Here is a 14,822-nt window from a genome sequence, read left to right on the forward strand (position 1 = left end):
CAAGCGGCTCATAGGTGTGTGAAAGGCCTGACGGACGTCAATGTGCCAACTGCCTGGCAACCCAATGCAACAACGGAAAAATCATCCCCCAGAGTAACGCCAGGCCGATGACGGTCGGCACGGTGCCATAGCCGAAACTCACCCCGGCCAGTTGGCTGCCCGCGTAATAGGACAACGGCCCGCCCACCGCCCCCAACAAACTCGCACGCCACCAGGGCTGCGCGCTCCAGGCCAGGCAATGGCGCAGCGTGGTCGCCAGCAATGCCCACAACAGGATCAGCCACCATGGTGCCAACGGTCCGGGCAGGCTGAAATGAAACACGCCGAATGCTCGTAGCACGGTGTCGATCACGGTGCCCAACAAGGTGACGGCAAGAATCACCTGGCCTTCCGCTGACCACGAACTTATCCACAGCAGGTGGATTACCAGCACCGCCAACCCCACCAACAGCCACAGACTGTCGCCGCCCAGCACACAGGCAAACCAGCCGCACTGGAACAGCACGGCATTTGCCAGTGGTTTAAGCATCAAAGCGCCCGAGCAGTGGCTGGGTCAGCGCCGCCGGCTTGGCCAGCAGCATCTGCGCGGTGCCGATGGTGCGCTCCATAAAGCCGCCTTCGCAGTAGCACAGGTAAAACTCCCACAGCCGCAGGAAGTATTCGTCGTAGCCCATTTCCGTCAGGCGGCTGTGGGCGCGGCGAAAGTTCTCATGCCACATGCGCAGGGTTCGCGCGTAGTGCAGGCCGAAGTCCTCCATGTGCAGCAGGTTCATGTCAGTGTCGCGGCTGACGACCTCCAGCATCTTCTGTACACACGGCAAGGCGCCGCCGGGGAAGATATAGCGCTGGATAAAATCCACGCTGCTCTTGGCCTGTTCGTAGCGCTGCTCGCGAATGGTGATGGCTTGCAGCAACATCAGGCCGTTGCTCTTGAGCAACTGCGCGCACTGTTTGAAATAGGTCGGCAGGAAGCGGTGGCCCACGGCTTCGATCATCTCGATCGACACCAGCTTGTCGTACTGCCCGGTCAGGTCGCGGTAGTCCTCCAGCAGCAACGTCACCTGATTCTGCAAACCCAGGGCCTCGATGCGTTTTTCAGTGTAGGCAAACTGCTCTTTGGACAGGGTCGTGGTGGTGACCTTACAGCCGTACTGCTGCGCGGCATAAATCGCCATGCTGCCCCAGCCGGTGCCGATTTCCAGCAGGTGGTCGGACGGTTTCAGCGCGAGCTTCTGGCAGATGCGTTCCAGCTTGTTCAGTTGTGCCTGTTCCAGTGTGTCATCGGCGGTGAGGAACTGCGCGGCCGAATACATCATGGTCGGGTCGAGGAATTCCTCGAACAGGTCGTTGCCCAGGTCGTAGTGGGCGGCGATGTTTTTCTGCGAGCCCTTGCGCGTATTGCGGTTGAGCCAGTGCAGGCCCTGGGTGAAGGGCCGCGCCAGTTTGGCCAGGCCACCTTCCAGCGCATCCAGCACGTCGAGGTTGCTGACCATCACCCGTACCACGGCGGTCAGGTCCGGGCTGCTCCAGTAACCATGGATAAATGCCTCGCCGGCGCCGATGGAGCCGTTGGCCGCCACCAGCCCCCACACGGCTGAATCGAGGATCTGGATCTCCCCCAGCAGGTGCGCTTCCCGTGCGCCGAAGACTTGCCGTTCGCCGTCCTCGATCACCACCAACTGGCCGTGGCGCAGTTGGCCGAGCTGGCGCAGCACGGCTTTGCGCAGCAGCGCGGCGGTCATGCCGTTGACGTTCAAGCGGTTGGATTTGACCGATAAGCTAGGGGATTTCATGGCGGCGATCCTTGGTGTAACCGACTGCGGTGCGAGAAGCGCCTTCGGCGGCGTGATGGGAAAAAATCGGCGTGCGTTTAAGCAAGAGGCGCAAGGCCTGCCAATAAATGGCCAGGCAGGTCTTGGCGGTCATCCACGGGAAGCGCCACAGGTAGCGGTGCAGGCTGGCGCGGTTCAGGGCTTCGCGTTGCAGGCTCAAGGTGGCGTCGAAGACTTTCAGTTCGCCCTGCCAGTCGGCCATATGCACGCCGAGCCTGGCGGCGGGCGGGCTGAAGCTCATGCGGTATTCCAGGTCCCGGGGCAAGAACGGCGACACATGAAACGCCTTGGCCACGGCGAAGTGCTGATGCTCACCGGCAGGCAGCGCCTGGGCTGGCAGCACGTAGTGATAGCGCTCGCGCCACGGGGTGTTGGTCACTTCACAAAGGATCGCGGCCAGCGTTCCGTCGGCCTCGAAGCAGTAGAAGAAACTCACCGGGTTAAAGGCCAGGCCCCAACTGCGGGCCTGGGTCAGCAGGCAGATAACGCCCGAGGGGATGCGCCCCAGGGCCTTGCCGACTTCTTGGCGTACGGCATCGGTCAAGCTCATGCCGTGACGGGTAAATTCACGCAGGTAATCCTGCTGGCGAAACGCGAACGGCGCCCAGCGCTCGCCCGCCAATGGCGACAAGCCGAACACTTCGTCCTGTTCGCTGAGGTCCAGGTACAGCAGGCCGATCCGGTAGCGGAAGGCATGGCCCTTTGGCGTAAACCGCCGATGGGCGATCCAGCCGCTGTACAGGGCGCTGTTCACAGGATTTCCCCGAACGCCTTGGCCACGCGCAATGCGCTGACCACGCCGTCTTCGTGGAAACCGTTGGCCCAGTAGGCGCCGCAATAATAGGTGTGCTGCGTGCCGTGCAGTTCTTCCCAGCGCGCTTGGGCGGCCACGGCGGCCAGGCTGTATTGCGGGTGGGCGTAGGTGTAGCGGGCGAGGACTTTGAGCGGGTTGATCAGCGCCGTTTGATTGAGGCTCACGCAAAAGGTGGTGGTGCTGTCGATGCCCTGCAGGATGTTCATGTCGTAGGTCACCGCCGCCTGTTTTTGCGCGCGGCCATCCAGCCGGTAATTCCAGCTGGCCCAAGCCAGTTTGCGCTCGGGCAGCAGACGGGTATCGGTGTGCAGGACGACGTCATTGTCGGCGTAGGGCAGGGCGCCGAGGATCTGTTGCTCGGCCAGGCTCGCATCCCCCAGCAAGGCCAGGGCTTGGTCGCTGTGGCAGGCGAACACCACCTTGTCGAATGCCTCGCTGCCGGCGGCGCTGTGGATAACTGCGCCGATGGCTGAACGCTCAACCCGGGTGACCGGGCAATTGAGGCGGATATTTTCGCGGAAGGACTGGGTCAGCGGTCCGATATAGCGGCTGGAACCGCCTTCGATCACGCACCACTGCGGCCGGTTGCTCACCGACAACAAACCATGGTTCTTGAAGAACCGCACGAAGAATTGCAGGGGAAACCCGAGCATGTCGGCCAGGGACATCGACCAGATCGCCGCGCCCATCGGCACGATGTAGTGCTGGATAAAACGCTGGCCGTAGCCGCCCGCTTGCAGATACTCGCCCAGGGTCATCTCGGCGCTGATGCGTTGCTCTTGCAAGTCCAGCGGCGCCTGGCGGTTGAAGCGCAGGATATCGCGCAACATGCCCCAGAACCCCGGCGACAGAATATTCCGGCGCTGGGCAAACAGGCTGTTGAGGTTGTTGCCGTTGTACTCGAACCCGGCGTTCGGGTCGCACACCGAAAAGCTCATCTCGGTGGGTTTGTACGTCACGCCAATTTGCCCCAGCAGCTTGATGAAGTTGGGATAGGTCCAGTCGTTGAACACGATAAAGCCGGTGTCCACCGCATGGCTTTTGCCTTCCACCGTGACATTCACCGTGTGAGTGTGCCCGCCGATGCGGTCGCCCGCTTCGAACAGGGTGATGTCGTGGCGGCGACTGAGCAGGTAGGCGCTGGTCAGCCCGGCAATGCCGCTGCCGATAATGGCGATCTTCACAGGTCGTCCTTTCTCGGCGGCGGGCTGCGCAGCATGCGTTTGCCAATGATCAACTGGACGCGGTTCGGCAGTTTCGACAGTGGCCACAAGGCGGCAATAAACAGGGCAGGGAAGGCAATTTCCAATGGGCGGTTTTGCAGCTTGGCGAAGATATGTCGCGCGGCCTTGTCCGCCGGCCAGCTCAGGGGCATCGGGAAATCATTGCGGGCGGTCAGCGGCGTGTCGACAAACCCCGGGCTGACCACGGTGACGTCGATCCCTTCAGGTGACAGGTCGATACGCAGGGACTCGAACAGGTAACGCAGGCCTGCCTTCGACGCACCATAGGCTTCCGCCCTGGGCATCGGCAGGTAGGTCACCGCACTGGCCACACCGACCAGGTGCGGTGTATGACCGGCACGCAACAGCGGCAGCGCGGCCTCGATGCAGTAACTGCTGGCCAGCAGGTTGGTGCGCACCACGTGCTCGATGATCGAGGCGTCGAATTGCCTGGCATCCACGTATTCGCAGGTGCCGGCATTCAGGATCACCGTATCCAGCGAACCCCAGGCCACCGCTATGTGTTCACCGATCTCGCGTACGGTCTGGCTGTTGGTCAGGTCGCCGGCCACCACCAGCACTTGCCCGGGGTATTGCTGGGCAAGCTGTTCCAGGGGCGCCTTGGAGCGGGAACTGAGGGCCACATGGGCACCGCTTTCGAGCAGCGTCTTGGCCAGTTCGGCCCCGATGCCACTGCTGGCACCGGTCAACCAGTAACGACGTGGAAGGTTAAGGCTCATCCCATTCTCCTTTTCAGCCAGCTGACCACACCGCCAAGGACCGGCACGTGTTCATACAGCAACTGTCCAGCGTCAAAATAATCCCGGTGGCGATACACCTTGTCGCGCCACAGCAGGTGCGAGCAGCCTTCCACACGAATCACTTCGCCCTTGGCCAGGCGCGGGTGGCAGAAGCTCATTGTCCAGCGCAGGTAGCCTTCGCCTTCCGCCACTTGATCAAAGCCATGGAAGTCAAAGCGCAATTGGGTAACGTTGTCGTACAGCTCGGCGAAGTAGCGGTGCAACGCCGGCAGCCCGTGCACCTCGTGCAGTGGGTCGGTGAAACTGATGTCCTGGCTGTACAGGCCGTCGAGCAGGTGCAGGTTGTGCTTGTCCACACTGGCGAACACCTGGGCGAAGCGGCGCAGGAAATCACTCATAAGCACCTCCGACCGCCTGGCGTGAAGGCAGGCTGCGGAAAGCGGCGAGGGCGCGCTCGCGGGATTTTTTCAAGTCGACGATAGGACGAGGATAGTCGGCCACACCAAACAGGCCGCCCACGGCGTCGGGGTTGTGCACTTCCTTTTTGTTCAGCGCCGCCAGTTGCGGCAGCCAGTGCTTGATAAATACACCTTCGCCGTCGAATTTTTCCGATTGGCTCAAGGGGCTGAAAATCCTGAAGTACGGGGCCGAGTCGGTGCCGGTGGACGAGCTCCACTGCCAGCCACCGTTGTTGGCTGCCAGGTCGCCGTCGATCAGGTGACGCATGAAAAAGCGCTCGCCTTCGCGCCAGTCGATCAGCAGGTTTTTGGTCAGGAACATCGCCACCACCATGCGCAGGCGATTGTGCATCCAGCCGGTTTCCAGCAGCTGGCGCATGGCGGCGTCGATGATCGGCAGGCCGGTGCGTGCTTCCTGCCACGCTTTCAAGTCTTCCGGGCTGTTGCGCCAGGCCACGGCTTCGGTCTCTGGGCGGAATGCGCGGTGGCGCGAGACCCGTGGGTAGCCCACCAGAATATGTTTGTAGAACTCGCGCCACAGCAGCTCGTTGATCCAGGTAATCGTGCCGATGTCGCCGCTTTCGAATTCACCCTGGTTGCTTTGCAGCGCGGCATGCAGGCACTGGCGCGGTGAAACCACGCCCGCTGCAAGGTAGGCCGAAAGCTGGCTGGTACCGGGCTTGGCCGGGAAGTCGCGTTCGTCCTTGTAGTAGCTGATTTGTGCGTCGGCAAACTGGTCGAGACGGCGCCTGGCTTCGGCTTCGCCGGCAGGCCACAGGGCGCGCAAGGCTTCGCTCGGGGTAGCGAAGCCCTCGACGTGATCCGGAACCTCGTCGCTTTTGAGTTTGAGCTGCGCCTGCGCCTTGGGAGTGGCGACCAAACGCGGCAAGGCGCCATGCAGGCGGCTGTAGCAGACCTTGCGGAACTGGCTGAACACCTGGAAGTAGGTGCCGGTCTTGGTCAGCACGCTGCCGGGCTGGAAAAACAACTGGTCCAGATAGGTGTGGAACGTGATGCCTTGAGCTTCGAGGGCCTTGGCCACGGCGGCGTCGCGGCGCTCTTCGTGGATGCCGTATTCGTCATTGACGTGCACCGACTCCACCGACAGTTCCTGGCACAGGCCTGCCAAAACTTCAGGTGCTTGATCCCAAGTGTCGGCATGGCGGATCAATAACGGAATGTTCAACTCGCCCAGTGCCGAGCTCAAGCGCTGCAGGTTGCGCAGCCAGAAATCGACCTTGCACGGCGCGTCATCGTGGGCCAGCCATTGCCCGGGGCTGATCAGGTAGACGGCCGCTGTCGGGCCACGCTGTGCGGCGGCGGCGAGGGCGGTGTTGTCATGTAGGCGCAGGTCGGTGCGCAGCCAGATCAAGTGCATTTAAATAAGTCCACGCTGGATCAGTACCTGATGGGCCGACAACGGGTCTTCGGCCAGGAGCAATTCAGGAATCTCTTGGGTTAATACGGACAGCTCCGCCTGGTGGATGCATACCGTTGGTCCGGTTATCAGTTTTGGGCAACTGAAGCCGCTCAACAGTTTGCCCAGCACCGAGGTATGGAGTGCCTTGCTCGAATACAGCAGTACCGCGCGGGGTTGCAGATGCTCGACGGCCAGGGCCAGTTCGCCCACCGGCAATGGCCAGTCGAAAACTTCCACCGGGCAATCGGCGCTGCTGGCGAGCCAGGCGGTGAGCCACAGGTGCGGCTCCAGCGGCAGGTCGGAATGATTGATCAGCAGCAGGGGGGCGCCGTTGAGCTGGCGGTTGTTGTGATACATCCGCGCACCGAATTTGCTGCGCAGCCAGGAATAGAAAAACACCCGTTCCATCTGCGCGCCGAACTGGCCTTGCCAGCGCAGTTCGAGCTCCTTGAGCAACGGCAATAACAGTTGCTCGCACAAGGTGCGCGGCGGGTACAGCGCCATGGCCTGGTTGAAGGCATCATCCACCCGGCGCTCGGCCAGTTCGCTGATGGCCTGCACCAGGTGCTGGCGGCGGTTGTGCCATTCGTTTTCCACCGGCGGTTCGCTGGTGGCTTGCGCGGTGTCGATCAGACTCTTGACCTGGCTGACCGGCACACCGCGGTTGAGCCAGGTCAGGATGGTATGGATGCGTTGCACGTGCTCGGCACTGAACAGGCGGTGCCCCTTGGGCGTGCGCTGGGGCACGATCAGCCCGTAGCGCCGCTCCCAGGCGCGCAAGGTCACGGCGTTGACGCCGGTCTGGCGCGCCACTTCGCGGATCGGCAGCCAGCCTTGTTCGATGGCCTCGGCGATGTCTTCGCCAGGTTCTTGCAGGGGAAAAGTCATAGGTTAAATCGCATTACGCAGGCTGAGGTTTTCCGGGTGCGGTTGCAGGTAGGCCTGCTGCGCGATATAGCGGTCCGGATGCTGGCGAAAGTGGTGCTTGAGCAGCGTCAGCGGTACCACCAGCGGCACGATGCCCTGGCGGTATTGGCTGATGATGGTCTGCATTTCCTGTTTGTCTTCGGCGCTGATGGCTTGCTTGAGGTAGCCGCTGATGTGTTGCAGCACGTTGGTGTGGGTGCCGCGTGTGGCGCACTGGGTCAGGGCGCTCATCAGTTCGCTGAAGTAGCCGGCGGCCAAGGCGCCCAGGTCGACGTCCCTGGGCATGCTGCCCAGCAGGTTGCCGAGGCTTTTGTAATGCACCGGGCTGTGGGCCATCAGCAGGTATTTGTAGCGCGAGTGAAATTCCAGCAGGCGGTGACGGGTCAGGCCTTCGGCGAGCAGTTGCTGCCAGGTGGCGTAGACGAACACCCGGGTCAGGAAGTTTTCCCGCAGCACCGGGTCATTCAGCCGACCGTCTTCTTCCACCGGCAGGTTGGGGTGGCGCGCACAAAACGCCTGGGCGTAGATGCCGCGCCCGCCGCCGTCGATGGGCATGCCGTTGTCCTGATAGACCTTGACCCGTTCCAGGCCGCAGGACGGGGATTTCTGCATGAAGATGTAACCGCAGAGGTCGGTGTGTTCAGCAGCCATTTGCTGGCCGTAATCGTCCAGCGGCTGGGTCACGTTAAGTTCGCGGTTTACGGTGCCAACGGCCTGGGGATTGAGCGGGTCGCCCACCAGGCGAATCGGCTCGCGGGGAATGCCCAGGCCAATGGCGACTTCAGGGCACAGCGGCACGAAGTCGAAATAATCGGCCAGGGTCTGGCTACACAGCTGGGATTGTTTATGCCCGCCGTTGAAGCGCACGTTCTCGCCCAACAGGCAGGCGCTGATGGCGATTTTCGGTTTGCCGGTGGCGGGCAGGGTGCTGGACATGGCCAAACCTCGATGAAATTCCTGTACAGAGTTAAATTTCTGTACAACTTAATCTCATCATAGGTTTGAAGCTGTACAAGTCAAATAATTTGTACAGGTATTTGCGGAATGGCTATTTCCAGCCGATTTTCCAGTCTTCGGCGTTTTGCAGGGTTTGCCAGGCCAGGCGCTGCACGCGATGGCTCATCACGGCTTCCAGCTCGATTTCCTGCACATCGCCTTCGTCATCACGCAGCAGTTTGGTCACCAGAAAATGTTTTTCCTTGTACTGCGGGCGGGCTGCTGTCCACTTCGATAGCAGCAACTTGGCGGGATTGATGCGGTTCATCGCAGGTGCTCGATCAACCGCCGCGCCGCCTCCTGGCCGCTGAGCCACGCACCTTCCACGCGGCCTGACAGGCACCAGTCGCCACATACATACAGGCCCAGGTCGGCGTCGGCCAGCACGCCAAATTCATGGCTGGTGGACGGCCGCGCGTACAGCCAGCGGTGGGCGAGGGTGAAGGAAGGCGCCGGCATGGCGCTGTGCAGCAGTTCGGCGAAGGCGCCGTGCAGGTGTTCGATCACGGCTTCCTTGGACAGGTCCAGGTGTTGCTTGCTCCAGGTGCTGGTGGCGTGCAAAACCCAGGTGTCGAGGGTGGTGTCGCGCCCCGGTTTGCTGCGGTTGCGCGCCAGCCAGTCCAGCGGGCTGTCCTGGACGAAGCAGCCTTCCATGGGCGTATCCAGCGGCTTGTCGAAGGCCAGGGCAATGGCCCAGGTCGGGTCCATCTTGACCCCGGCGGCGACACTCGCCAGCTTGGGCGCAGCGGCCAGCAAGGCAGTGGCCTGGGGCGCCGGGGTGGCGATGATCACGTGGCTGAACGGGCCGTGGCTTTCGCCGTCGGCGTCCAGCAGGTTCCAGTGATGTTTACCCTGGAACACTTCGGTGATGCGGCAACCGAACTGCACCGGCAAGTCATCGAGCAGGGCGCGGGTGATCGCACTCATGCGCGGCGTGCCGACCCAGCGGATCTGTTCATCGGGGGAGGGCGTCAGTTGGCCGGACTTGAAGTTGTACAGCTGTGGCTTCCATTGCTCGGCGCAACCATTGGCCTGCCAGCGTTGCACCTCGTTGACGAAGCGCCGGTCGCGGGCGGTGAAGTACTGTGCGCCCATGTCCAGCGATCCCGCATCGCTGCGCTTGCTGGACATGCGACCGCCACTGCCGCGGCTTTTATCGAAGAGTTGTACAACGTGCCCCGCGTCTTTCAACGCTCGGGCGGCGGAGAGACCGGCGATGCCGGTGCCAATGATCGCGATGGGAACAGTCATGGGAGGCCTCGTTTTACCGTTGGGTACAGACTACGCCGACACCAATAGCTGTACAATATTGTTTTTTGGTATAAGTTTTGGCGTACCTGATCGTTTGGCGTGACCTATGGTTAAACCTGAAGGTTTAACCAGCGTTGCGCCCGATTAAAACATCCCTGTTTATAAAATAGACTAACGGTGGTCGGCGAACGTTACACGAGGAACAACTCATGCACATTTTGCTGACCGGCGGTACCGGTTTGATCGGCCGTCAACTTTGCCAATACTGGCTTGCCCAGGGCCATCGCCTCACGGTCTGGAGCCGCCATCCCGAACAAGTGGCTAAATTGTGCGGCGCCCAGGTGCGTGGCGTCGCCCGCCTGCAGGACATAAACGAGGCGGTGGACGCGGTGGTCAACCTGGCCGGCGCGCCGATTGCCGACCGGCCCTGGACGCATAAACGCAAGGCGCTGTTGTGGAGCAGCCGTATCGGCCTCACCGAAACGCTGCTGGCCTGGCTTGAGGGCCTTGAGCACAAACCGGCGGTGTTGATCTCCGGTTCCGCGGTGGGCTGGTACGGCGACGGCGGTGAGCGCGAGCTGACCGAAGACAGCGGCCCGGTGCAGGACGATTTCGGCAGCCAGTTATCCATTGCCTGGGAAGAAACCGCCCAGCGTGCCGAGGCATTGGGCATCCGCGTGGTACTGGTGCGTACCGGGCTGGTGCTGGCGGCGGAGGGCGGCTTTTTGTCGCGGCTGTTGCTGCCGTTCAAACTGGCGCTGGGCGGGCCTATCGGCAATGGTCGGCAGTGGATGCCATGGGTCCATATAAAGGATCAAATCGCCCTGATTGATTTTCTTCTGCACAAGACCGATGCCAGCGGTCCTTATAATGCCTGCGCGCCACACCCGGTACGCAACCTGGAGTTCGCCAAGACCCTGGGCAAGGTGCTGCACCGCCCGGCGTTCATGCCCATGCCGGCGTTTGCCTTGCGTATCGGCCTGGGCGAGTTGTCCGGTTTGTTGCTGGGTGGCCAGCGGGCTTTGCCGCAGCGGCTGTTGGCGGCCGGTTTCACTTTCCAGTTCACTGAGTTGCATGCGGCCCTGGACGACTTGTCCAGCCGCCTCTAGAGATAGGATGTTGCATGACGGATCACGCGTTGTTACTGGTCAACCTGGGTTCACCGGCGTCCACTTCGGTGGCGGATGTGCGCAGCTACCTCAATCAGTTCCTGATGGACCCTTACGTCATTGACCTGCCATGGCCGGTTCGGCGTTTGCTGGTGTCGCTGATCCTGATCAAGCGCCCGGAGCAATCGGCCCATGCCTACGCCTCGATCTGGTGGGACGAAGGCTCGCCGCTGGTAGTTCTTAGCCGTCGCTTGCAACAACAGATGACTGCACAGTGGACCCAGGGGCCGGTGGAGTTGGCCATGCGCTATGGCGAGCCGTCGATTGAAAGCGTACTGACCCGGCTGGCGTCCCAAGGCATCAAGAAAGTGACCCTGGCGCCGTTGTACCCGCAGTTTGCCGACAGCACCGTGACCACGGTAATCGAAGAGGCCCGGCGCGTGGTGCGGCATAAAAAGTTGGCGATCGAGTTTTCGATTCTGCAGCCGTTCTACGATGAACCGGAGTACCTGGACGCCTTGGCCAACAGCGCCAGAGCCTATGTGGAAGAGGATTTCGATCACCTCCTGCTGAGCTTTCATGGGTTGCCCGAGCGCCACCTGAAAAAGCTCGACCCTACTGGGCAACACTGCTTCAAGGACGCCAACTGCTGCCAGAACGCCTCTCCCGAGGTGCTTGCCACGTGCTATCGCGCGCAGTGTTTCAGCGTTGCGCGGGATTTTGCCGAGCGCCTTGGCTTGCCGGATGGCAAATGGTCGGTGGCGTTCCAGTCGCGGCTGGGCCGGGCCAAGTGGATCGAACCGTACACCGAGGCACGCCTTGAAGCGTTGGCTCAGCAGGGCGTGAAGAAGCTGCTGGTGATGTGCCCGGCGTTTGTTGCGGACTGCATCGAGACACTGGAGGAAATTGGTGATCGCGGCCTGGAGCAATTCCGCGAAGCGGGGGGCGAAGAGTTGGTGTTGGTGCCGTGCCTGAATGATGACCCGCAGTGGGCGGCGGCGCTCAATACCCTGTGTGAAAGAGCGCCGGTCGCACTGTAATCAAGCCGAGTGAGGCCTGAATGTGGGAGCGGGCTTGCTCGCGAAGACGGTGGGTCAGTTAATGAAGATRGCGACTGACACACCGCTTTCGCGAGCAAGCCCGCTCCCACATTGACTGTGCCCACTTTGGATTTGCGGGGTTACTCGTGATGCGGCTCGCCCAGGAAAGTCAGGGAACTGAACAGTCCGCGAGTCGCGACATCAGCATTGTCTTTGAGCGGGATTTCCACCTGCGCCGCAATCACATTCAATCCTTCATTTCTCACCAGCACCTGGGCGCGACCGTCTTTATCGGTCTCGGTGCTCAGGGTGTTCGGTGCGTTGCGATAGTCTCCGATCAGCTTGACCCCAGCCGCCGGCTTGCCATCCAGCAGCACCCGTACCGGCAGTGATTTACCCGGGCCGACCGTCAGCGGATCAACTTCCGGCAAGATCAGTAGCTTGATCTGATCCAGCTTCGGCAACTTCGCCCCCGGCTGGTAGATCGCCAGGCTGTACTTGAGGGTCTGGGTCGACTCAATCGCCCCCGGCACCTTGCTGCGGCCCTCGTTGATCCACTTCTTGTCAGGCGTCTGTGACCACATCCCGTTATCCAGGGCGACCGCCAGTACAGCCGGCGATTTGAGCGGCTTCAGGCGCGCATGGTCGGGCAGACGTTCCACGGTCACCGGGATCATTTTGCCGCTGGCGTCGTAGGCCCAGGCGCCGCTGATTTTCTGCGCCTTGAACGCGTTGTCTTCGGCGCCGTGGCCGTAGATCACTTCGATATTGCCGCGCCGTTGTTCGGTCCACAGTCCGTGGGCCGAGACTTGGGTGGCAAACAGCAGGCCGAGCACGGCCAGGGATTTGAAGGCTTGCATGGAGACGTCCTTTTACAGGTTGAGGGTCAGGCTGACGGTGAAGTTGCGCGGCTCGCCGGGATTGACCCAGTAATTGCTGTAGGAGCGCTCGTAGTACTTTTCATCGAACAGGTTGTTGAGGTTCAGGCCCACGGTGACGTTGTCGCTGGCCTTGTAATGGGCCAGTAAATCGACGGTGTGGTAGGCCGGTAATTCAAAGCGGCCCCCGGCTTCACCGGAGCGATCGCCGACGTAGGTAAAGGCCGCGCCGAGGTCGGAGCCGCGCAGCAAGCCGTCCTGGAATTCATACACTCCGAGCAAGCTGGCGCTGCGTTTGGCTACGCCGAGAATCCGGCTGCCAGTGGGGATGGCTTTGTCGCCTTTGGTCACTTCGGCGTCGATGTAGGCAAAGGCGCCGATCACCCGTACGGCGTCAGTCACCTGGCCGGTCAGTTGCAGGTCAAAACCCTGGCTGCGGGCCTTGCCCATGGCGCGCTGTGTGTCGGTAGCCGGGTCCAGGGCCAGGACATTTTCTTTCTCGATATGGAAGGCGGCGAGGGTGGTGCTCAGGCGGTCGTCGAACAGCTCGCTCTTGATCCCGATTTCATACCCCACGCCTTCTTCCGGCTTGAAGGATTTGCCGTCGGCGTCCAGGCCATTGTTGGGTTTGAACGAGGTGGAGGCGTTGGCGAACAGGCCCACTTCAGGCGTCAGTTGGTAGAGCAGGCCGGCGCGTTGGGTCAGGGCGTCGTGGGTCTGCCGGCTTTTGGCATGGTTGCGGCTGAAGTCGTCGGTGCGCTGCTCGAAGTGTTCGAACCGCGCGCCGATCATCCCGCGCAGGCGGTCGGTGAAGATGATCTGGTCCTGCAGGTTCAGCGCCTGGCTTTTCACCTGTTCGAAAAAGTCAGTGCCGGAGCGCTTGCCGTTCGGTTTGGGCTGGCCATAGACCGGGTCATAGATGTCGATGGCGTAATCGCCGCCGGCGATGGCAGTCACCCGTTCTTTCTTGCGGTAGTCCTCGTACTCGGTGCCGATCAGCAATTCGTGCTGCCAACTGCCGATGTCGAACCGGCCGCGCAGTTCGAGCTGGGTGATGCTGTCATGCCAACCGGTGGAGCGCTCGCGGTAGCGGCGGCTGAGGGTGTGGCCATCGGCATCCAGCGCGCGGTTTTCCGAGGCGTTGCCCCACAGGCTGCCTTGTTTGTAATGGCTGGCCAGGCGCAGTTGCCAGGCATCGTTGAGGTGATGTTCGAGGCTGGCTTGCAGGCGGTTGTTGTGGTTGCGGATATCGCCGTCGTTGGGCTCGCCGAGAAAGGTCGAGCGGGAGACGCCGCTCCAGCGGTTGTTGGGCGCGACGATGCCGCGGTCGAAAGTGGAGCGGTGACGCACGAATTCACTTTCCACCAGCAGGTGTGTGTCCGGGTCCAGTTGCCAACTGATGGAGGGCGCGACGAAGACCCGTTTGGCCTCAACGTGGTTGCGGAAGCTGTGGTTGTCTTCCACCGCCAGGTTGACCCGCGATAACACGTTGCCCCCGCTGTCCAGCGGCGTGTTCGCGTCCAGCGCGGTGCGGTAGCGGTCCCAACTGCCGGCGCTGGTCTGCAGTGTGGTGAAGGCCTCGGGCTGCGGCTTTTTGCTGACGATATTCACCGTGCCGCCTGGGTCACCACGGCCATACAGGCTGGCGGCGGGGCCCTTGAGCACCTCGATGCGCTCGATATTCGCCGCGTCCGGCGTGCTCGGGTAACCGCGGTTGGCGCTGAAACCGTCCACGTAAAACTCTGACGTGGTGAAGCCGCGAACGCTGTATTCGTAGAGCGTCAGGCCGCCGAAGTTGTTCTGTTTGGACACGCCGCCGGCAAACTCAAGGGCACGCTCGACGTTGGTGCTGCCCAGGTCGTTGAGTACCGAAGCGGGAATCACGCTGATGGACTGTGGGATATCCCGCAAGGCGGTGTCGGTTTTTGTGGCGCTGGCGGAGCGGGTAGCGCGATAGCCCTTGACCGGGCCGGTGGCTGATTCGTACGCCTCGCTGGTGATGCGGGTGGCTTCCAGTTCAACGGGGGCGGTGTCTTCGGCGTAGGCCGGGTCCACCAGCAAACCCAGGGCGATTCCCGCCAGCGGGGCAAATCTTCGAGACGGCATGATAGAG

Annotated in this window: 15 protein-coding genes; 2 read left to right on the forward strand and 13 right to left on the reverse strand. The window is 61.8% G+C overall.

From position 1 onward, the window contains the following. Positions 1-37: 37 nt before the first annotated feature. The 11 genes from A462_RS26065 to A462_RS26015 all read right to left on the reverse strand — a co-directional run bounded on the left by A462_RS26065 (position 38) and on the right by A462_RS26015 (position 9,682). Positions 38-529, reverse strand: a complete 492-nt coding sequence (locus A462_RS26065; RefSeq protein ID WP_008432274.1) for a DUF2878 domain-containing protein — start codon at positions 527-529, stop codon at positions 38-40. Continuing rightward, entirely contained in the window at positions 522-1,793 is a 1,272-nt protein-coding gene (locus tag A462_RS26060; RefSeq protein ID WP_003208420.1) for an SAM-dependent methyltransferase, read from the reverse strand. Before A462_RS26060 ends, A462_RS26065 begins: the two co-directional genes overlap by 8 nt. After that, positions 1,780-2,586 carry a DUF1365 domain-containing protein gene (locus A462_RS26055; protein WP_003208422.1) on the reverse strand — a complete coding sequence of 269 codons (807 nt, stop codon included), beginning with the start codon at positions 2,584-2,586 and terminating at the stop codon, positions 1,780-1,782. The genes A462_RS26060 and A462_RS26055 overlap by 14 nt, the downstream gene beginning before the upstream one ends. Then, positions 2,583-3,830, reverse strand: coding sequence for an NAD(P)/FAD-dependent oxidoreductase (locus tag A462_RS26050; RefSeq protein ID WP_008432278.1), 1,248 nt, complete (start codon positions 3,828-3,830; stop codon positions 2,583-2,585). Before A462_RS26050 ends, A462_RS26055 begins: the two co-directional genes overlap by 4 nt. Further along, positions 3,827-4,609 (reverse strand): SDR family NAD(P)-dependent oxidoreductase, encoded by a 783-nt coding sequence (locus A462_RS26045; RefSeq protein ID WP_008432280.1) that lies wholly within the window; start codon positions 4,607-4,609, stop codon positions 3,827-3,829. The genes A462_RS26050 and A462_RS26045 overlap by 4 nt, the downstream gene beginning before the upstream one ends. Next, positions 4,606-5,028: a nuclear transport factor 2 family protein gene (locus tag A462_RS26040; protein WP_008432282.1), complete on the reverse strand. Its 423-nt coding sequence runs from the start codon at positions 5,026-5,028 to the stop codon at positions 4,606-4,608. The genes A462_RS26045 and A462_RS26040 overlap by 4 nt, the downstream gene beginning before the upstream one ends. Then, a complete protein-coding gene (phrB, locus tag A462_RS26035) occupies positions 5,021-6,466 on the reverse strand; it encodes a deoxyribodipyrimidine photo-lyase (protein WP_008432283.1) in 1,446 nt (481 codons plus the stop codon). Before phrB ends, A462_RS26040 begins: the two co-directional genes overlap by 8 nt. Further along, a complete protein-coding gene (locus A462_RS26030) occupies positions 6,467-7,396 on the reverse strand; it encodes a MerR family transcriptional regulator (protein WP_008432286.1) in 930 nt (309 codons plus the stop codon). A 3-nt stretch (positions 7,397-7,399) separates the two neighbouring features. Beyond that, positions 7,400-8,371 (reverse strand): YbgA family protein, encoded by a 972-nt coding sequence (locus tag A462_RS26025; RefSeq protein ID WP_008432288.1) that lies wholly within the window; start codon positions 8,369-8,371, stop codon positions 7,400-7,402. 112 nt (positions 8,372-8,483) lie between these two features. Next, on the reverse strand, positions 8,484-8,699 hold the full coding sequence (locus A462_RS26020) for a TIGR02450 family Trp-rich protein (protein WP_008432289.1): 216 nt from the start codon (positions 8,697-8,699) through the stop codon (positions 8,484-8,486). Further along, positions 8,696-9,682 carry an NAD(P)/FAD-dependent oxidoreductase gene (locus tag A462_RS26015; RefSeq protein WP_003208434.1) on the reverse strand — a complete coding sequence of 329 codons (987 nt, stop codon included), beginning with the start codon at positions 9,680-9,682 and terminating at the stop codon, positions 8,696-8,698. Before A462_RS26015 ends, A462_RS26020 begins: the two co-directional genes overlap by 4 nt. A gap of 209 nt (positions 9,683-9,891) precedes the next feature. On the opposite strand from A462_RS26015, the gene A462_RS26010 reads away from it, so the two are divergent. Both A462_RS26010 and hemH read left to right on the forward strand, forming a co-directional pair. Then, positions 9,892-10,791, forward strand: a complete 900-nt coding sequence (locus A462_RS26010; protein ID WP_003208436.1) for a TIGR01777 family oxidoreductase — start codon at positions 9,892-9,894, stop codon at positions 10,789-10,791. 14 nt (positions 10,792-10,805) lie between these two features. After that, positions 10,806-11,831 carry a ferrochelatase gene (gene hemH, locus A462_RS26005; protein WP_003208438.1) on the forward strand — a complete coding sequence of 342 codons (1,026 nt, stop codon included), beginning with the start codon at positions 10,806-10,808 and terminating at the stop codon, positions 11,829-11,831. Positions 11,832-11,971: 140 nt separating this feature from the next. Here the strand turns inward: hemH and A462_RS26000 are convergent, their stop codons facing one another. Together A462_RS26000 and A462_RS25995 are read right to left on the reverse strand one after the other, a co-directional pair. Beyond that, positions 11,972-12,691 (reverse strand): DUF4198 domain-containing protein, encoded by a 720-nt coding sequence (locus A462_RS26000; protein WP_003208440.1) that lies wholly within the window; start codon positions 12,689-12,691, stop codon positions 11,972-11,974. Between the two features lie 12 nt (positions 12,692-12,703). Continuing rightward, the gene (locus A462_RS25995) at positions 12,704-14,815 is read right to left on the reverse strand and encodes a TonB-dependent siderophore receptor (RefSeq protein WP_008432290.1); all 2,112 of its coding nucleotides are present in this window, start codon (positions 14,813-14,815) and stop codon (positions 12,704-12,706) included. Between the last annotated feature and the right edge of the window lie 7 nt (positions 14,816-14,822).

Origin of the sequence: Pseudomonas sp. Ag1, from assembly GCF_000278565.1 — a bacterium.
Lineage (GTDB): Bacteria > Pseudomonadota > Gammaproteobacteria > Pseudomonadales > Pseudomonadaceae > Aquipseudomonas.